Below are 18,682 nucleotides of genomic sequence, written 5' to 3'. Positions count from 1 at the left end.
GTGATTCATTCCCCGCCCACCCGGACGAGCAGCACTCCCCGGAGCCGCGATGAGCCGTGCACGCCTCCGGCGATCCGCACCGCCCAGTCGCCCGACCGGGCCGCTCATCCGGGTCGGGCGAGGTGCTGCGCCGCAGGTGAGCGGCCCGCTCGACCGCGAGTTCGGGCGAGCGGGCCGGCCACCTCGCGTTCAGCGGGGCAGCGGGGCGGCCGGGGCGTCCGCCGGCTCGGTGGCGGCGGCGAACGCCCAGAACAGGAGGGCGATGCCCAGCGCACCGGGATCCGGTTCGCCGAGCGCCCGCTCGCCGACGTAGCTGGCCCGGCCCATCCGGGCCCGCAGCCGCGCGGTGCCCGCCGCGCCCTCGGCGGCGGCGCGGGCGGCGGCCGCAAAGCCCTGCTCGGCGGCGTCGACCGCGGGGGAGAGCGCGTCGACCAGCGCCCGGTAGCGCTCCCCGGCCTCCCCGACCCGCTGGATCGCGGCCAGCCCCGCACCGGCCCCGGCGCGGAACCCGGCGAGGTCGTCGGACTCGGCGAGCCCGCGGGCGATCTCGGTGAACAGCAGCCCGAACAGCGGGCCGCTGGTGCCGCCGACCTCGTCCAGGAACACCTCGCCGAGCGCGCCCAGCGCGGAACCGCCGTCGGCGTCGAAGCGGGCCACGGCGGTGCGCACCCCGGTGCGCAGGTTGTCACCGAAGTCGCCGTCGCCGCTGCGCTGGTCCAGCTCGGTCAGCTGCGCGTGCGCGTCCTCCACCGCGGCGGCGAACCGGCGCAGCACCGTCTCCTGCTCGATCATGATTCCTCCGAGGTGCGCGGGAAGGCGGGCGTGATCGCGGGCGCGGTCCACCAGGACCACCAGTCCGGTTCCATCCTGGTCACCGTCACCGAGAACCCGGCCATGTCCAGCGCGGGCACCAGGGTGCCGACCAGGGCACCGGACACCTCCAGCCCGCGGCGGGCGAGCCCGTCGGACACCAGGTCGTGCAGCCCGTAGAGCTCCAGCTGGGTGGTACCGCCGAGCCCGTTGAGCACCGCGACCACCCGGTCCGGCCCCGGCGGCAGCCCGGCGACGAGCTCGTCGAGCAGCTTCTCCACCAGTTCCTCCAGCGGCGGCCGGGCGACGGTCTTGCGGGCCCGCTCGCCGTGGATGCCGACGCCGTGCTCCAGCTCCCCGGCGTCGAGCGCGAACGACGGTTCCCCGGTGTGCGCGGAGGTCTGCGCGCGGGACGCGACCGCGAGGCTGCGCGAGGCCGCGGCGAACCGCCCGCCCAGCTCGGCGAGCTCGTCGAGGCCCAGTCCGGTGTCCGCCGCCGCGCCCAGCAGCTTCTCCACCACGACCGTCGCCGCGGTGCCGCGCCGCCCGGTCGCCGTGTCGGCCGATTCGGTGGCCAGGTCGTCGTCCACCAGCACCCGCCGGACCTGCACGCCTTCCAGGCGCAGGCGCTCCGCGGCGATGCCGAAGTTGATCCGGTCCCCGGTGTAGTTCTTCACCACGTGCACGACGCCGTCCGGCCCGGCGGCGGCGCGGCTGGCCGCGAGCACCTGCTTGTTGTGCGGGGAGGCGAACACGCTGCCCGGTGCCACGGCGTCGAGCATCCCGCGGCCGAGGAACCCGGCGTGCAACGGCTCGTGCCCGGAACCGCCGCCGGAGACCAGGCCGACCCGGCGGGCCGGATCGCGGTGCCGGGCGACGAGATGGGCCGGTCCCTCGCGCAGCTCCACGAGGTGCGCGTGCGCGCTGGCGAACCCGCGCAGCGCGGGCGGCACCGGATCGCCGTCGGACGGGTGGAAGGGAAGGGGCATCAGCGGACCTCCTGGACGGGAGCGGTCGGTGCTCGGACAGCGGACCTCGGTTCGAGGCGGTCCACCTCGTCGATGAGCACGAGGTAGGCCAGCAACTCCACCACGGCCAGCGCGGCGACGAACAGCAGCGTCCTGTTGAAGGAGCCGGTGAGGTCGAGGATCGTGCCGACCACGATCGGCACCGTAGCGCCACCGAGGTTCGGGAAGAATCCGAACACGCTTCCGGAGAGTCCCATCATCCGCAGCGCGGCGATCTCCGAGGCCAGCGTACAGCCGATGGTGTTCGTCCCCTGCGCGAAGAACGCGACAGACACACCGCGATCACCCAGACCGGGGCGTCGGGGTCGTTGCCCAGCACCGCGGAGGGCGCCGAAATGGTCGTCGCCGACGGCCCCGAGGAGGCGAAGCCGTGGCTCGCCGCGCGCCGCGCCGTCCCACTCGTCTTGGAGAACGAAGGCGCGAACCTTCCCGAGTACTGCGTTCCCAGCTGCTCGAACTCGTCGTCGAGACCCGTCGGATCGCCGAGCGCTACCGGATCACCACTTTGCCTCTCTTGGCCGTAACCCTTCGGCGATCGCGTACCTCCGGAGGCTTTGCCCGTCCGGCACGGGTTGCGCGCGGCTGATGCCGATATCTGCATCTAGCGGATCGATTGTGGGGAATGGCGTCTTCGAAAGTATCTCGTGGAATTGATTTGTGGCCGGGGGTTGTTTGTTCGCCACGATGGATGGTCCGATCGGGTGAGTGAGTTGAGTGCTAAATTCATCTCGGTTGCGGTTTTGCTGGGATGTACGCGGTGTTTGAATGGTTCGGCGGTGCGTCTGCAAATCGAGGGGGATGGGATGCCCGAGGAGTCAGCGGGCCAGAGTCGGGGCCGAGGCGACCGACAAGGCGTCCGGAATTCCACGTCCGCCGACGTGCGCGGATCGGTCGTCCAGACCGGCGTCGTGCACGGCAACGTGCACTTCCACGCGGTTTCGGCGAGCGGTGACGTCCCCCTCCCGCACGAGGTCCCGTACGGGCCGGACCCTCTACTCGGCCGTAACCACGAGCTCGGGGTGCTCGATGGCTGGCTGTCGCGGGGGGATCGGAGGTTGACCGTCGCTGCGCTGAGCGGGTCAGGAGGTATCGGTAAGACCGCACTGGCCGCGTCTTGGATGCACTCCCGGTCGGATGAGTTTCCCGAAGGGCAGCTGTACGCGGAACTCGGCACTGACGGGTCAGGCGAGCCTGTTTCGGCGAGTGAGATTCTCGGTCGTTTTCTGCGTTCGCTGGGGGTTCCGTCCGAATCCATCCCGATCGAGCCCGCCGATCGAATAGGGTTGTACCGGTCGATGACCGCGGGTCGCTCGTTGCAGGTGTTGCTCGACAACGCCACATCGGCCGCCCAAGTGCGTGCGTTGTTGCCGAACTCACCCGGCTCGTTGGTGGTGGTGACCAGCAGCGCCCGGCTTGCGGGATTGGCGCTGGACGGTGCTCGCTTCCTGGACGTCGGGCCACTGGCGGAAAGTTCGGGCATGCGGCTACTCGCGGAAGTGATCGGGGAGAACCGCGTGGACGGTGAGCCGGAGATCGCGCTGGAACTAGTGCGCCTGTGCAGTGGTTTTCCCTTGGCGATCGTGGTCGTCGGCGCCCGGATGTCAACCCATCCTGGCTGGTCGATATCGGATGTCGTAGAGCAGTTGAGTAGTGTGGACGATCGATTTTCGGCATTGTCCTTGCACGATGACGTGTCAATGGAGTCGGTGTTCGACCTCAGCTACGAGGCCGTATCCGAGCAGGCCGCCTTCGTCTACCGTGCGTTGTCCGTGTGCCCGGGTGAAGATTTCTCCTCCGAGCTGGTTCGAGCTGTGGTGGGGCCGCACGTTGACGACGTTCGTGATCCGGTGTGGGAGCTGGTGGAGGCGAATCTTCTGGTGGAGAAGGAATCTCGTCGCTTCCGCTTCCACGACTTGATCCGTGCGCACGCTCGGCTATGCGGCGAGCGTGAGGACTCAGCGGAGCAGCGCGATGCGGCCCGTCGGCTTGCGATGTGCTGGTACCTGGGACGTGCGGCGGAGGCGGACCGAGCGGTGAACCCGTTGCGCGAGCGCCTGGGATCGATTTTCGCGTCCGATACGGACCGTTCGGCGACGGACCGTTCGGCCGGATTCGCCTCCGCAGAAGCCGCGTTGGACTGGTACGAGCGGGAGCGCAGCAACCTGCTGGCCGTCCTCCACTCGGGGTTGCAGCTCGGATGGGATGAATTGGTGTGGCAGTGGTGCGAGGTGATGTGGAGCTTCTTCTTGTACCGGAAGTGGTACGACGACTGGATCCAGTCCCATCGCGCCGCTCTCGGAGCTGCCGAGCGGGTCGGTTCTCCGCTCGGGGAGGTTCGCGTCCGATGCCAGCTCGGATTCGCCTACCTCGATCTGGGGCGGTATGAGGAGGCAGCCGACGTGTGCGCGCCCGCGTTGTCCTTGGCGGAGGAGACCGGCCACGCCAACAGCATCTCCACCGCGCTTTCACAGCTCGCCAAGGCCGCTCGCGGCGAGAAGCGCTTCGACGAGGCGCTCGCATACCTGCGACGCGCTCTCCGGCTGGCCGAAGGGGCCGGGAACCGCCGCAGCATCGCATTGCGGCTGCGACGCCTCGGTGCGGTCCTCGCTGATCTCCACCGGTACGAGGAGGCGGTCGAACACCTCAGGCAATCGATCGATCTCCTCTCCGAGATCGGCGATCAACGCGGCCGCGCACGAGCGCTCACCGTTCTGGGACGGATTCAGCTCGAGGAAGGACGGCTGGAAGAAGCAGGGGACGCGCTGCGTGCGTCGCTGGAAGGGATGGCCGATTCAGGATCGCCCTCATACGTGGCTGACGTCCACGTCGAACTCGCCACGGTCGCCGAAAGAGGGGGCGACGCCGCGAGTGCACGGGAACACTTGGAGATCGCCGAGGGGCTCTACCGCCAATCGCAGCACCCCTCCGCCGCGTCGATCCAAATGCGCCTGAATCAAGGGACGGGCACCTCGGAGCGCTGAACCCCCACGTGCTTCTCCCCGGACCGGAGGCGAGGCCGGATCGGCACAGTCCGAATTCGACGTCAGCAGATACCCGGCGACGATGCCGCACAACCAGCCGGACAAGGGGCCGAGCGGTGGACAACCCACGTGCAACGCCGAAATCGGGGTGGTCAGGAGGCAGGTGGTCGCGCTGGTTCGGGTGACGATTAAGGCGGATGCCGGGAACCGCTGGTGCAGCTCTGCTGCGTCGTCGAAGGCCGATGCGAGTCCTGAACGCGCCAAGAGGACGTCAGCGCACGGCCTCCATCGCGCGGAAGCCGCCGAGAGGTCGCACATCGAGAAATCCGAGTTCGACGAACGGTACCGTTGCCAACTCACCGACAGGGTTCCTGCAGCACGTTCGGTGCAGCGCAGAGACCGTCGTGTGAAGGAGTGAGCAGCGGGGGGCGGCGCCGCGAATCGACGGCGGATGTGATCGCTGAGCATCAGCGCACCTCCGGAATCGCGATGCTCAAAGCCGCGGGGACCGGCCTGGGGAGGGGAACTGGAGCGAGGGGTGCGTTGTGTGTCGGCTCCGTCAAGCCCAGGAGCCGGTACATCTCCTGCCGGAGGATGCGTGCGCTTCTCCCGGGGCGGGAGGTGAGCAGGGCGCGCATCCTCTCGGTGATCTCGGGACGCGCCGTGGCGATGGTCTCGTCGATCTGTTCGGCGAGCGGACGGTCCTCTTCGTAGCGGGGCACCAGCCTGGCGAGGCTTTCGGCCGGTCCGCCACGTCGGACGTTGTCGTCGGGGAACGTCGCCAACCGGGTGGGTGTTCCGAATGCTGCTGCGTACTGGGTGGTCGATCCGTGGTCCCCCAGAACGGCGTCGGCGGCGACCATCGCACCGCGCCAACCTTCTTCCGGCGGCAGGAGCGCCATTCCGCGTCCGGTGCACTCCGATAACCAGGCCCGGACCTGCCGTCTGCCGTGCACGGTCCACACGTTCGGATGCACTACCGCCGCCACCCGGTACCGATCGGGATCCAGTTCGTCCACGGCCCGTCGGTACATCTCCAGACGTTGGCAGAACAACGACTCGGTGGACCACGTGGAGCTGATCACGACGAGTATTTGGTCTTCGCGAACGCCGAGCGCGTACCGGTAGTGCGGGCGAAACGGCCGGCTCGCGTCCATGCGATCCAGGCACAGGTCACCTGCGACCAACGCAGCGGACAGGGCTTCCGGGCAGGACGAGCGCAAGGCATCGAGCTCCTCGTCGGTGCTGAGAACCAGCGATGACGGAATGACCCGGCCGTGCTTGATGAGCTCCTCCCGAACCAGCCCGTGCGTTGGCAGTGCTCCCGCGCCACCTTTGCGGGGGCGGAGACGAGAGCGCAGCGCCCCCGCACCGTGCGGGGTGACCAGCAGCGGGCCGTTCGCGGGATCCGTGTCACTCCTGCTCGCGTCGAGAACCAGGTCGAATCGGTGTTGCAGGGCCTGTTGCCAGGGCAGGACGAAGCAACCTTGCGCCCGCACGAAGTCCTCTGCTCCGTCCCAGCTTGCGATCGCGTCCGGCACGGTGAAGACCACTTCGACTCGATGGTCGCTCTCGAGCAGCGGCACGAAGTCCATCAACCGGGTTCCCGCCACCAGGTGAGGAACCATGACGAGGACGGTCCGAAGATCTCCCCGGCTTCGCCGTTGTTGCGATCCGATCCCGATCGGACCGTTGATCCACTTCGTCATCACGTGCCGCCTTCCTGAGGATCCGGCACGTCGTGAATGCCGGAGAACGGATTCGTCCCCTGAATGGTGCGTGGCGGTGTTCGGTGGTCTGGCTTCAGCCGAGACGGGTATTTGATGAAATCCGCAGCTCAGCGCGGGGGAGTGGATCTTGAGGCTGGCGTGTTCGGCTCCGCGTAGATCATTCGGGCGTGCCCGGTGGAATAATCACGGAAGGCGTGGTGGGAACACTGGCAGAACGCTGTCAGTTCCCTGTAAGGATGGTTGATTTCCTATGGGTGGCGCACGCATTTACTGCGAATGGACGCTGTGACGGCCACTCGTGCTGAGAACACTGGGAGTCACGAGGATAGGTCTCGACCAGCGGGAGGGGGCGCTGGTGGATTTCAAGATCTGCGGCTCGGTCTGGGTTCGCTTGGCAGGGGAGGCACCGCAGGGGTGGCGGCAGTCCGCGAAGGTGAGGGGGTTGCTGGGCGTTCTGCTGACGCGGCCTGGCCGGACGATCCGAGTCCCCGCGTTGGTGGATTGGTTGTGGGGACAGGAAGCCGATCCGGTGAAAGCGTCCAAGAGCCTCACGAACTACGTGACGCGGCTGCGTCAAGTCCTGGAACTCACTGATCCACCCTACGAGCTGCGCCACATCGATCACGGCTACCGGCTCGACGTTCCTGCTGACCGCATCGATTACCACCGGGCACGTGACCTGCTGGCCGCCGGACGTTCCGCACTGCGGGACAGGGACCACGAACGTGCGAGAGGTCTGCTGCACGAAGCTCTCGAACTGTCGAACGAGCCGCCCATCCTCGACTTGGACACCGCAGCTGCACAAGAATTCCGCCACAAGGTTCGGAAGAACCTGGTGTTGCCGGCCATCAACGGACTTGCCGAGAGTCAGCTAGCACTCGGCGAGCCGGAGGCAGTGCTGTTGCACCTCGACGACCTGTCGGTCGAGTACGAACTCGAGGTGACGCTTGCGATGCGCCGGGTCGACGCCCTCCACGCCATGCATCGCCGCGATGAGGCGACTTTGCACTACTTCGTCACCCGGCGGAACCTGCGCGAGCACGGGCTGGAGGACGAGGCCGACGCCCTCCGTGCCTACATGAACAGACAGCAGGCCCTCGTCCCTGAGCCGAGACGAGAAGGGGACAGCGCGCCGCAGCACCGAGATCCGGTATGGCGGTTCCCACACGACCGCGAAAGGCTTGCCGGTCGGGAGAGAGTCATCGCCGACCTCAGCCGCATGACCGATCACGGCCTAGCCGCGAAGATCGTAGTGCTCACCGGCACTGCGGGAATCGGCAAGACCGCGCTCGCCCTCCACTGGGCGTACCGATCACGGGATCGGTTCGACGGTGGTCTCTACGTCGACATGCGCGGCTTCGCCCGTGCCCCGCGGATGGAGGCCGCAGAACTCATTCGGCGACTCCTGCAAGGTTTCAACGCGCATGCCGAGGCGCTCACCGATGAGGAGATGCAGCGGACGAAGCTCGCCACGGTATTGACCGGGCGGCACACCCTGATCCTGCTGGACAACGTCGCCGACGAAGATCAGATAGCACCACTGCTGGACCTCGTGCCGGATTCCTTGCTGCTGATCACGAGCCGACGGCGTCTCGCCCATCTTGCGGTGCACTGGTCGGCTGAGGAAGTCGCTGTCACCACCGTGCACACCGAGACGGCCCATGCCTGGTTGCGGGAGTCCATCGGCGATCGCTGTGATGTGGAGCCGGAGGCGCTGACGCGTCTCGTCGGGCTGTGCTCCGGGATCCCGCTGGCTCTTCGACTCCTCAGCAAGCACATCGAAGATCGCCCACGCACGCCGCTTGCTGAAATCGCCCACTTCCTCGCGAAAGAACACCGCATGCTATCGATGGGAGAGTCGGCCGGAGCCGGGCACTCCAGTCTGCGTGCCAACTTTTTGCTCTCCTACCGCGCGTTGCGGCCGAAGGCTTGCCGTCTTTTTCGGCTCCTAGGGCTTCACCCACTGCCTGAAGTATCCCTCGACGTGATCGTCGCTATGACGGGGGACTCGCGTCCGGACACCTTAGACCTCATCGAAGAGCTCATCCAAGCCAACCTGTTGGACGATCGATCCGGCAGCGTCCACATCCACGATCTGCTCCACGAGTTCGCTGCCGAGCAGGCGGATGCGGATGAGCCAATGGTCGAGCGACGTGCGGCGACAGCTCGGATGATCGAGTGGTACCTGAACTGCGCGACCAGTGCCGAACGCGTTCTGTTCAAACACCGTCCAGGGGTTCCACCGTTGCTCGCGCCGGTCCTCCGGCCCGGGCGTGAGTTCGCCGATGAGCGGGAGGCGATCCGCTGGTTCGTGGACAACCACCGCGTGCTGGTGGCCATCGTCCGTGCTGCCCACGATCGAGGCTTTCCCCACCACACGTGGCGATTGGCGAATACGCTCAACGAACCGTTCAAAAGACATGGGCAGTACAACGATGCGCTCACTTGCCTCGGGCTGGCGAGAGCTTCGACGATGTCGGTGTCCGATCGTGAAGGTTTGATCGGCACGATCATCAACCTCGGCTACAACCAGCTGATGTTGCGGGACCTAGAGCGTGCGCAGGAGAACTTCACCGAGGCACGGTCCCTGTGCCGACAGCTCGACGATCACCACGGTCTGGCTGTGGCCTTGCACAACCTCGCCTCGGTGCGCGGCCACCTGGGTGACGTCGAAGGTGCGACCCGCCTGTACGGCGAAGCACGTGAGGTCGCCATCGAACATCACCTTGACCACGTGCACGCTGGTGTGCTCCGCAGAATGGGTCGATTGGCCAAGGAGTGCGGAGACCCCCGTGAAGCGAGCAGGCAGTTCCGGGAGTCTCTTTTTCTGCACCGCAAGGTCGGGAACGTGCAGGGAATCGGTGAAGCGCTGAGCGAGATCGGTGCTCTTCATGCTGATCGAGGTGAGCTCGAAACCGCCTTGGACTATGGGAATGAGGCGCTCGAGCACAATCTGAGATGCCATGATCTGGCGACGTTGGCGGAAACGTACTGCTTGCTGGCGCAGATCGGCTTGAAGCAGATGCGGCTCCGAGATGCTGCGCAACTTGCAAGGGAGTCGATCGGTGTCACCTGGAAGACCGGGGACCTTCCCTGTCGTGCTCGCGCGCTCGATCTCCTCGCGACGATTCTGTTAGAAGCCGGTAGTGAGGGTGAGGCGGTCGAAGGCTGGCGTGAGGCGCTGGAGATCCACAAGGGGCTGAAGGACAGGCGCTGGGTCACTCTCCGTGATCGCCTGAAGGGGCTCGGAGTTGAAGACATCTGACCGTCGATTCCGCAGCGTTTCTACTGCTCCCTAATGTGAGACTGTCTCAGTTCCTCAGTGCACCCCCGACTTCAAGGCCGCCACGCGGTGTGGTTAGCTAGATCAACTCCTCGGGCGGAACCTCACGGACGGGGTACCCCGGCCGGGGTAGCGGTTAACCTACCGTCTCGCATTTGTGCGAGCTGCACAACATTTTCGGAGAAGTTGTATGCGCTATTTTCGGCGTCGCGGTGGCAACGCCCCCGCATTTCGCCTGCTGTTGGGTTCGGTGGTCGTCGGTGCCGCGAATTCGGCTATGCTCGCGGTTTCTTCCTGGTACGGGCAGTACGGGTTCGCGTTCGCGTAGCTTTGGTAATCGGAGAAGCTGAGCGCGGTGAGCAAAATGATGATTCGTTCCGGTATGCGTGCTGAGTCTTCTTCGGAGTGGGCCCTTGTGGAGAAGGGTTGAAGATGGTTGCGGTGGGTCTGCCGTCGTCGGCATCGGTCGGCGGCAGGCTCACTGAAAGAGCGTCAGGAGTGGCGCTTGTAATTCGCGTGGCGGGAATGTGCGCGAGCCGGGAGCATGCCCTCCGGCCCGGCCAGGGCCGACTTCGTCAACGGCGCCGGCGTCGGTCAGGTGCGGTCGGACCAGCCGACAGGAGATGCTACGTCCAATCGATGCCCGGTTCCGAACGTGCTCACAGGCCTATGTTCCACCGACCGGACAGTCGATCGCCCAACTTGGACCCGTGAGCCCCCTTCCGAAGCTCCCGCTTGACCGTGCCCCTGGGGCATGGTGTGGAAAGGGGGCATGAGCGGGAGGATCTCGATGGCGTGGAGCACGCGGCAGGTGGCGGAGCTGGCGGGGACGACGGTGAAGGCGGTCCGCCACTACCACCGGATCGGGCTGCTGGAGGAGCCGGAGCGGGCGTCGAACGGGTACAAGCGGTACGGCATCAGCCATCTGACGCGGTTGCTGCGGATCCGGCGGCTGGTGGACCTGGGCGTCCCGCTGGCGGAGATCGCGGTGGTGGAGGGCCCGGACGACCGCGCCGAGCAGGCGCTGCGGGCCCTCGACGCCGAGCTCGCCGCGAGCATCGAACGCCAGCAGCGGATGCGGGCGGAACTCGCGGCGGTGCTGCGGAACCGGACGCTGGCCGAGCTGCCGCCCGGGTTCGACGGGATCCGCGAGGAAGTCCCGCGCTCGGGCCGATCGCTGATGCTGCTGTACGCCAGGGTGTTCAGCCCCGAAGTGATGGATGCGCTGCAGGAGATCGTGTCGCGGCCGATGCTGCCGGTCGAGACCGAGTTCGAGGGACTGCCCGCGGACGCCGACGAGGCCACCCGCGCCGACCTGGCACAGCGCTACCTGCCCGAGTTCCACCGGCAGTACGAGGCGTACCCGGCCATGCGGGACGCGTGGCGGACCGCGCCGGGCGGGGAGGCGTACGCCGCCTCCGTCGTCGTCCCGGCGATGGTCGAGTACTACAACTGGGCGCAGCTGGACGTGCTGCAGCGGATGAACGCCCTGCTCGCCGAGGAGTGAGTCACTCGTGGTCGCCGTCGACGTAGTACCAGTCCCCGTCGCTGCGGGTGAAGCGGCTGTGCTCGGTGAGCGACCCGGCGCGGCCGTCCAGCCGGTAGTGCGCGCGGAACCGGACCGTGCCTGCGGAGTCGAACGGGCCGCCGCCGCTGCGGTCCAGGACGTCGAGGCGGGTCCAGCGCTGTGCCGGGTCCAGCTCCACCGAGTCCGGCCGGGTCGACGGGTCCCAGGTCCGCAGCAGGTGCTCGGCGTCGCCGACGGCGAACGCGGCGAACCGCGAGCGCATCAGCTGTTCGGCGGTGGCCGCGCGGCGCGCGCCGGTGTGCAGCGGTGCGCAGCAGTCCGCGAACACGTCGCCGGAGCCGCAGGGGCATCGATCGGTCTTCACCGGCCCAGTCTCGCAACCGGGTGGTGCGCGGCGGGATCCGGTGCCGCCGGTGCACGCCGGATCAGCGGCCCGCGTGCTTCGCTACCCTGGGGCCAGGGGAAATCTCGATCTTGCAGGGGAGTGCGTCCGTGGGACTTTTCGACGGCATGATGGGGAACGCGTCGCAGATCCTCGTGCGGCGGCGCAGGAGTACGGCAGGCTGCTGGCTCGGGGCGAGGAGATCCACTCCGCGTACCGGCTGATCCGCGACTCGCTGCTGTTCACCGACCGGCGGCTGATCCTGGTCGACAAGCAGGGCATGACCGGCAAGAAGGTCGAGTACCACTCGATCCCGTACCGCAGCATCAGCCACTTCGCGGTGGAGACGGCGGGCACCTTCGACCTGGACGCCGAGCTGAAGCTGTGGCTGTCCGGCGCGTACGAGCCGATCGTGAAGCAGTTCGGCAAGGGCGTCGACGTGTACGAGGTGCAGGCCGTGCTGAGCGCGTACGTGGCGCGCTGATCGCGGGTGGTCCGCCCCCCTCCCGCGCGGGCGGACCGGTCCGCGGCGCGGTCCTCAGCCGCCTTCGGCGAGCCGCTGCTTGATGTCCGGCTTCAGCACCTTCCCGATCTTGGAACGGGGCAGGTCGGGCCAGAGCTCGATCCGCTTCGGCGTCTTCACCCCGCCGAGCCGTTCCCGCACGAACGCCCGCAGCTCCTCCTCGGACGCCCGGGCGCCCGCCCGCGGCTGCACCACGGCGGTCAACTGCTCGCCCCACTTCTCGTGCGGCAGGCCGACCACCGCGGCGTCCTGCACCGCCGGGTGCGCGAGCAGCGCCCGCTCCACCTCCGCCGAGTACACGTTGAACCCGCCGGTGATCACGACGTCCTTGGCGCGGTCGACGATGTGCAGGAAGCCGTCTTCGTCGAGGTAGCCGATGTCGCCGGTGTGGTGCCAGCCGTGCCCGCTGACCTCCGCGGTCGCCTCCGGCGCCTCGTGGTAGCCGTCCATGACCAGCGGGCCGCGCACCACGATCTCGCCGCGCTCGCTGGTCGGCAGCAGCGCGCCCCCGTCGCCCAGCACCGCCACCTGGGTCAGCGGGCTCGGGCGGCCCGCGGCGGAGAGCCGCTCGGTGGCGATCGACCCGTCCGGGCGGAAGTGGTCGGCGGGCGCCATCGTCGCGATCATGTTCGGCGCCTCGGTCTGCCCGAACAACTGGCCGAGCACCGGGCCGATCCGGGTCAGCGCCTCCTCCAGCCGCGCCGGTGACATCGGGGCCGCGCCGTACCAGAGGCAGCGCAACGAGGTCAGGTCCGCCGCGTCCAGGTCGGGATGGTCCAGCAGCCCGTAGATCACCGTCGGCGGCAGGAACGCGTGCGTGATCCGGTGCCGCTGCACCAGCCGCAGGAACTCGCCGAGGTCCGGGTTCGGCATGATGACGATCTCACCGCCGAGCGCCAGGACCGGGAAGGTCAGCACCCCCGCCGAATGGGTCAGCGGGGCCAGCGCCAGGTATCGGGGCGACTCGCCGAACGGGTAGCTCATCAGCGTCGTCGCCGTCGCCGTCAGCATGTTCGTCGCGGTCAGCCGCACGCCCTTCGGCACCCCGGTCGTACCGCCGGTCCCGGCGAGCATGCACAGGTCGTCCCCGGCGCGCGGCACCCGCTGCTGCGGCGTGGCCCTGCGCTCCAGCCACTCGTCGAAGGTCCACGCGCCCTCGACCTCCCCGTCGAGGCACACCAGCTCGGTGAGCCGCGGCAGCTCACCGCGGATCCGCTGGACCAGCGGGGCGAACCGCTCCTGGAAGAACAGGCAGCGGCAGCCGAACAGCTCCAGCAGCTGCCGGTTCTCCGCCGCCTCGTTGCGCGGGTTCACCGGGCACCACACGGCCCCGGCCCGCGAGATGCCGAAGATGCAGGTGAGGGCGTCCGGGTCGTTGCCGGACAGCACCGCGACCCGGTCCCCGGGTTCGATGCCGGACCCCCGCAGCGCCCCGGCGACCCGCCAGGACAGCCGCTGCACCTCGGCGTACGAGCGGGTCTCCCCGCCCGTGGTCAAGCAAGGCCGGTCCCCGCCGAGGGAAGCGCCCTTGTCCAAGTAGTCGGCCAGCTGCACAGCTCATCGCCTCTCTGCAGAACTCGTCGTGCACGTCGGCCCCCGCGGCTTCGCCGCTGACGAGGCGGCGGCGCGGGGCGCGGCGCGCGGCCCCCCTCGTCGTACCGGTCGGAGCGGGCGGCGGGCCGGCCGGCCGCCGGCCGCGCCCCCACACGCGGGGGGGGGACGCCAGGGGGGGGGGGGCCGGGCCCCCGCCCCCCCCGCGGCTCGCGCCGGCCCGCCGGCGCGCGCGCCGCGGCGCCCCCCCCGCCACCGATCAGCGGTGGACCTCCAGGATCGGGTCGAGGACCAGGCCGAACGCGCGCAGCGTGCCCAGCAGCTCCCGGTGCCCGAACGCCTGGCAGCTGGAGGCGAATCCGACCTTCCGCGGCGGCTGCTGCAGCAGTTCCGCGGCGGCGTGCGCGTTGAGCAGCGCCGTCTGCTTGTAGTTGCAGTTGCCGTGGATCACGCAGTGCGCGCGCCCCAGCGGCCCGGAGGCGTGCACCGAGTCCAGCGAGGTGTTGATCCGCGGGTTCTCCCGCGGCGGCATCTCGCTGCGCACCCCGGCGGAGATCTCGTCGATCATCGCCAGCTTCTGCTCGGTGGACAGGCCTTCCATCTGCTCCATCGCCGAGGCCACGATCTGCGGCACCGCCTGCATCAGCGACCGGTCGAACACCCCGCCCAGCGCCCGCACGTTCGACACCCGCGGGTCGTTCTTGAACCACACCGGGTGCGAGGTGCCGCCCCAGGGCAGCGCGAGCCCGACCTCGTGGTGGCCGGGCACCACCACGTCGTAGGTGCCGCGGTCGGCGGGCCACGGCACGTACTCGTTCTGCTCCAGGTAGAACGCGTCGGCCAGCACCGCGTTGGTGAGGATCGTGTTCGTGGAGGCGACTGTGGGGTGGCCCTTCCAGAACACCTGGATGTCCAGCGTGTCCAGCCCCGGCGTCTCCAGGCAGATGTTCGCCGCGATCTCGCCGATGGTGTACATCTGCGCGAGCCCCAGGGTGAGCAGCAGCCCGCGATCGGCGAACGCCGCGCCGTAGCGCTGCTCGACGTCGATCATCCAGTTCTGCTCGCCGTTGGTGTCGGTGTAGTGCGCGCCGATCTCCAGGCAGGCCTGCACGACCTCGTGGCCGAAGCGGGCGAACGGGCCGACGGTGTTGAGCACGACCGAGGCGCCGCGGAACTGCTCGGCGAGGGCTTCGGCGGTGTGCTCGACCTCGACGACGTCGTGCTCGACGGTGTCGATTCCGGGGACCGCGTCCACCGCGTCCTGCACCCGCTGCCGGTTGCGGCCCGCCGCCAGGAACGGGATGCCGTATTCGCGCAGGTACTCGCAGATGAGGCGTCCGGTGTAACCGGAGGCGCCGTAGACGACGACCTTCTTGTCAGTGGCCATGAACTGCTTCCTTCCGTGCTGGTGGGGGAGACCCGGTCACATGCCCATGCCGCCGTCGACGGGGAGCCCGGCCCCGGTGATGAACTTCGCGGCGTCGGAGGCGAGGAAGACCACGGCGTCGGCCATGTCGTCGACCTGCCCGAGGCGGCCCTGCGGGGTGAGGCCCACGACGGCTTCCGCGGCGGCCTCGGGGGAGGGGAACAACCCCAGCTCGGCGCAGTCCACCGCGAGCTGGTTGCCCATCGTGGTCGGCGTCAGTCCCGGGTAGATGCAGTTCACGCGCACCCCGTAGCCGAGCTTCCCGGACTCGGCGGCGGCGACGCGGGTGAGCCGGTCGATGCCGGACTTCGTGGCCGAGTACAGCGCGATGCCGGGGAAGGCGATGGTCGCCGCGACGGAGGCGATGTTGACGATCGCCCCGCCCTGCCCGGCCGCGCCGCCGGGCCGCATGGCGCGGAACCCGTGCTTCACGCCGAGCGACGTGCCGAGCACGTTGACCTCCAGCATCCGGCGGACGTCGGCCGGGTCGAGGTCGGCGATCAGGCTGCTGATCTCCACGCCCGCGTTGTTCACCAGCACGTCGAGCCCGCCGATGGCTCCGGTGGTGCGCCGGACGGCCTCGGCCCAGCTGTCGTCGTCGGTGACGTCGAGCGGCACGAAGTGGGCGTCGGCGCCCGCTTCGCGCAGCGCCAGGGCCGTCTTCTCGCCCTCGTCCTCGAGCACGTCGCCGATCACCACGGCGGCGCCGGCCCGCGCCAGCGCCTCGGCCATGCCGGCGCCGAGTCCGCGCGCGCCGCCGGTCACCAGTGCTCTTCGGCCGGTCAGATCATCACTGCTCATCCGGAAATCTCCTCGTTGAGATCGGGGGAGCCGCACGGGCCGGAAGATCGTCCGTGCGGCGCGGATCACACCGTAGGCAAGTTTTTGGACAGTCGTCAAGAATTTTTTGGACGCTTGTCAAGAAAGCGCGCGAACCGGGGCGCTAGACTGTGGCGTCAGCCGGAACCAGCCGACAGGACGGGCAAGTGACCGAGGTCGCGGAGACGAAGCGGAACAAGGTGGCCCGCCGCCAGGTCGACAAGTTCGAGGTGCGGCGCACGGAGCTCGCGGTGGCGACGCTGCACACGCTCGCCGACCTCGGGTACGCGCGGACCAGCCTGCGCGAGATCGCGCAGAAGTCCGAGTTCTCCCACGGGGTCCTGCACTACTACTTCGCCGACAAGCAGGACCTGATCACCCGTGCCGTCCGCCAGTACGAAGCCGTCTGCGTGACCCGCTACGACGGGGTGATCGCGGAGGCGACCAGCGCGCCCGAGCTGCGGAACGGGTTCATCGACGAGTTCTTCGCCTCGATGCGGACCGACGCCCCGCTGCACCGGCTTTGGTACGACCTGCGCAACCAGAGCCTGTTCGAGGAGTCCTTCCGCGCGGACGTCGAGGAGATCGACCGGCGCCGCGAGGAGATGATCTGGCAGGTGATCGGCCGCTGCGCCGAGCTCGCGCAGGTCCGGCCCGCGACCTCGTCCGGGATCGCCTACGCGATGATCGACGGGATCTTCCAGCGGGGGCTGCGTCTCGCGCTGGCGGGCGCCGACGAGGAGATCGAACGGCTCCAGGACGAGCTGCGGCGGGTGCTGGTGCTGCTGGTCGACGAGTCCGGTTCGGCGGGCTGACCGCGGTTCGCGGGGGCGGATCCGGAGCTGGGGTGCGACCGGGTGCCGGTTCTGCGCGGGGGTGCGTGATCCGCTTCGGCCGTGCGGGGTGTGCGATCCGTTCCGGCGGCGAGGGGTGATCTCCCCCGGCGGTGCGTCGGCCGTTCCGGCACCCGCCTCCTGATCCGCTCCGCGCGGCCCGCCGACGGGTCGTTCTTCACGCGCTGCTCCCGGCCTCCGCGAGCTCCGTCCCGCGTGGACGCGCGGTTCGGCGGTGCCCGGCACCGTTCCGCGCAATCAGACTTCGGTGTGAGGTCCCGTTCCGACTTTCGTCGTGCTTCCGGGAACGGAATCGCCGTCGTTCGCGTGCTGTCCCGCCATGCGGTCGGATTTCCCGGTTTTGTGGCTGGATGTCGCCGCGTTCTTGATTTTCCCATCTCAGTGTGCGGTCGCGTTGATTCGTGTTTGAAGCTGGTGAATACGTACTCCTTTTGGAGGTATCGAGTGCAGGTCTAGACCGCCAGACTTTCGGGATCGATCACGAGAAGATCGACCGCCTTCCGAGGTGGTCAAGTTTGTCTCTGGAGGTAACCCCATGGTTTCTCGTAGGCGGTTTCTCGGGTATTCCGCTGCGGCGCTGACCACGCCGTTCTGGGTGCAGGCGATCAACGCCCCGTTCGCTTCGGCCGCTCCGGAAACCCTGAAGTTCGTGCTGCAGAACAACTCCGGCACCACGGCGCACGCCTACATCGCCGGATTCTCGGACGCGGAGAAGAAGGCCGTGTTCATCCGGCAGGACGGCACCTCCTACTTCCCCGAGGCGGGTGGCCCCGAGCCGCAGCCGCTGGGCGAGGACCCCGCCATCCCGGTCGACGGCAGCGTCGAGGTCACCGTGCCGCGCATGTACGGCGCGCGGGTGTACTTCGTGACCGACGACAAGCTGGAGTTCCAGGTGGTGCAGGGCGCGGACGGCACGACCTCCGTGGTGCACCCCAACTTCGTCTCCGAGGACGACTCGAATTACGGCAAGGACTGGACGTTCGCCGAGTTCACCCTCAACGAGGAGCAGCTCTACGCGAACATCAGCTACGTCGACTTCGTCGCCGCCCCGATCGCGCTGCACCTGAAGGCCGGCAGCGGTGACCAGGAAGTCCCGGGCATGCCCACCGGTGCGCTCGACGGTGTCGCCCAGGGCCTGCGCGACCAGGGCGAGAACTGGCCGAAGCTGGTGCAGGAGGCCGACGGCAGGGTCGTCCGGGTGCTCAACCCGAACCACCGCGCCGCCGACTTCGAGGGCTACCTCGAACCCTACGTGGACGAGGTGTACGCCAAGTACGCCGGTGAGTCGATCTTCGTCGACACCCAGCGCGACGACCTCGGCGTCATCGAGGGCAAGGTCGAGGGCGACGCGTTCGTCTTCGGCTCGGAGCGGTTCGAGAAGCCGTCCTCGGTGGACATCTGGGGCTGCAACAGCGGCCCGTTCGCGAACAACCCGGAGAGCGACTCCCAGGAGCGCCTGGCGATCGTGCCGCGGCTGGCGGCGGCGTTCAACCGCACCACGCTGCTGATCAACCCGAACCAGCCGCAGGACGAGGACCCGGCCACATTCTACCAGCACGAGATCACCAACCACTACGCGCGCGTGGTGCACGAGAACCTGCCCGACGGCAAGGGCTACGCGTTCGCCTACGACGACGTCAGCTCGAACGCGGGCGAGGACCACAGCGGCAAGGTCAACGCCGGTGACCCGGAGGTCTTCACCCTGACCCTCGGCGCCATCCGCTGATCACTCCGCACGAACCGGCGGCCGGCCTGCACCCGCGGGCC

General features: G+C 68.5%; 14 protein-coding genes and 1 pseudogene. 7 read left to right on the top strand and 8 right to left on the bottom strand.

Annotation, left to right across the window (positions count from 1 at the left end; all coding sequences use genetic code 11):
* Positions 1 to 189: 189 nt before the first annotated feature.
* From LCD33_RS21115 to LCD33_RS21105, 3 genes are read right to left on the bottom strand one after another with little or no spacing between them, the layout of a single operon-like run.
* Complete coding sequence (locus tag LCD33_RS21115; RefSeq protein ID WP_224978191.1) at positions 190 to 792, bottom strand: DAK2 domain-containing protein; 603 nt, start codon at positions 790 to 792, stop codon at positions 190 to 192.
* Positions 789 to 1,799: a dihydroxyacetone kinase subunit DhaK gene (locus LCD33_RS21110; protein ID WP_224959901.1), complete on the bottom strand. Its 1,011-nt coding sequence runs from the start codon at positions 1,797 to 1,799 to the stop codon at positions 789 to 791. Before LCD33_RS21110 ends, LCD33_RS21115 begins: the two co-directional genes overlap by 4 nt.
* Positions 1,799 to 2,113 carry a hypothetical protein gene (locus LCD33_RS21105; protein WP_224967742.1) on the bottom strand — a complete coding sequence of 105 codons (315 nt, stop codon included), beginning with the start codon at positions 2,111 to 2,113 and terminating at the stop codon, positions 1,799 to 1,801. The genes LCD33_RS21110 and LCD33_RS21105 overlap by 1 nt, the downstream gene beginning before the upstream one ends.
* 426 nt (positions 2,114 to 2,539) lie before the next feature.
* On the opposite strand from LCD33_RS21105, the gene LCD33_RS21100 reads away from it, so the two are divergent.
* Together LCD33_RS21100 and LCD33_RS21095 are read left to right on the top strand one after the other, a co-directional pair.
* Positions 2,540 to 4,819, top strand: a complete 2,280-nt coding sequence (locus LCD33_RS21100) for a tetratricopeptide repeat protein (protein ID WP_224959903.1) — start codon at positions 2,540 to 2,542, stop codon at positions 4,817 to 4,819.
* An 82-nt stretch (positions 4,820 to 4,901) separates the two neighbouring features.
* Entirely contained in the window at positions 4,902 to 5,237 is a 336-nt protein-coding gene (locus LCD33_RS21095; protein ID WP_224959904.1) for a hypothetical protein, read from the top strand.
* A gap of 49 nt (positions 5,238 to 5,286) precedes the next feature.
* Here LCD33_RS21095 and LCD33_RS21090 read toward each other — a convergent pair whose 3' ends face one another.
* On the bottom strand, positions 5,287 to 6,528 hold the full coding sequence (locus LCD33_RS21090; protein WP_224967744.1) for a hypothetical protein: 1,242 nt from the start codon (positions 6,526 to 6,528) through the stop codon (positions 5,287 to 5,289).
* Positions 6,529 to 6,904: 376 nt separating this feature from the next.
* Between LCD33_RS21090 and LCD33_RS21085 the strand changes: the two genes are divergently transcribed.
* A complete protein-coding gene (locus tag LCD33_RS21085; protein WP_224967746.1) occupies positions 6,905 to 9,814 on the top strand; it encodes a tetratricopeptide repeat protein in 2,910 nt (969 codons plus the stop codon).
* A gap of 790 nt (positions 9,815 to 10,604) precedes the next feature.
* Positions 10,605 to 11,339 (top strand): MerR family transcriptional regulator, encoded by a 735-nt coding sequence (locus LCD33_RS21080; RefSeq protein WP_224978190.1) that lies wholly within the window; start codon positions 10,605 to 10,607, stop codon positions 11,337 to 11,339.
* A 1-nt stretch (position 11,340) separates the two neighbouring features.
* Here LCD33_RS21080 and LCD33_RS21075 read toward each other — a convergent pair whose 3' ends face one another.
* Positions 11,341 to 11,724, bottom strand: coding sequence for a YchJ family metal-binding protein (locus tag LCD33_RS21075; protein ID WP_224978189.1), 384 nt, complete (start codon positions 11,722 to 11,724; stop codon positions 11,341 to 11,343).
* A gap of 146 nt (positions 11,725 to 11,870) precedes the next feature.
* Between LCD33_RS21075 and LCD33_RS21070 the strand changes: the two are divergent.
* Positions 11,871 to 12,226, top strand: a pseudogene (locus LCD33_RS21070) (PH domain-containing protein).
* A 54-nt stretch (positions 12,227 to 12,280) separates the two neighbouring features.
* Here the strand turns inward: LCD33_RS21070 and LCD33_RS21065 are convergent.
* The 3 genes from LCD33_RS21065 to LCD33_RS21055 all read right to left on the bottom strand — a co-directional run bounded on the left by LCD33_RS21065 (position 12,281) and on the right by LCD33_RS21055 (position 16,043).
* Positions 12,281 to 13,819: a long-chain fatty acid--CoA ligase gene (locus LCD33_RS21065; protein WP_224978187.1), complete on the bottom strand. Its 1,539-nt coding sequence runs from the start codon at positions 13,817 to 13,819 to the stop codon at positions 12,281 to 12,283.
* A gap of 256 nt (positions 13,820 to 14,075) precedes the next feature.
* Positions 14,076 to 15,203, bottom strand: coding sequence for a DUF5938 domain-containing protein (locus LCD33_RS21060; protein WP_224959912.1), 1,128 nt, complete (start codon positions 15,201 to 15,203; stop codon positions 14,076 to 14,078).
* 36 nt (positions 15,204 to 15,239) lie between these two features.
* Entirely contained in the window at positions 15,240 to 16,043 is an 804-nt protein-coding gene (locus LCD33_RS21055) for an SDR family NAD(P)-dependent oxidoreductase (protein ID WP_224959913.1), read from the bottom strand.
* A gap of 185 nt (positions 16,044 to 16,228) precedes the next feature.
* On the opposite strand from LCD33_RS21055, the gene LCD33_RS21050 reads away from it, so the two are divergent.
* Positions 16,229 to 16,876: a TetR/AcrR family transcriptional regulator gene (locus tag LCD33_RS21050; RefSeq protein WP_224959914.1), complete on the top strand. Its 648-nt coding sequence runs from the start codon at positions 16,229 to 16,231 to the stop codon at positions 16,874 to 16,876.
* Between the two features lie 574 nt (positions 16,877 to 17,450).
* A complete protein-coding gene (locus tag LCD33_RS21045; protein WP_224967754.1) occupies positions 17,451 to 18,641 on the top strand; it encodes a glycoside hydrolase family 64 protein in 1,191 nt (396 codons plus the stop codon).
* Positions 18,642 to 18,682 lie beyond the last annotated feature (41 nt).

The sequence above is a fragment of the Saccharopolyspora sp. 7B genome, assembly GCF_020177435.1.
In the GTDB taxonomy this organism is placed as follows: Bacteria; Actinomycetota; Actinomycetes; order Mycobacteriales; family Pseudonocardiaceae; genus Saccharopolyspora_C; species Saccharopolyspora_C gregorii.
The sequence above is the reverse complement of the archived record's forward strand: the minus strand, read 5'-3'. Positions and strand labels throughout refer to the sequence as shown.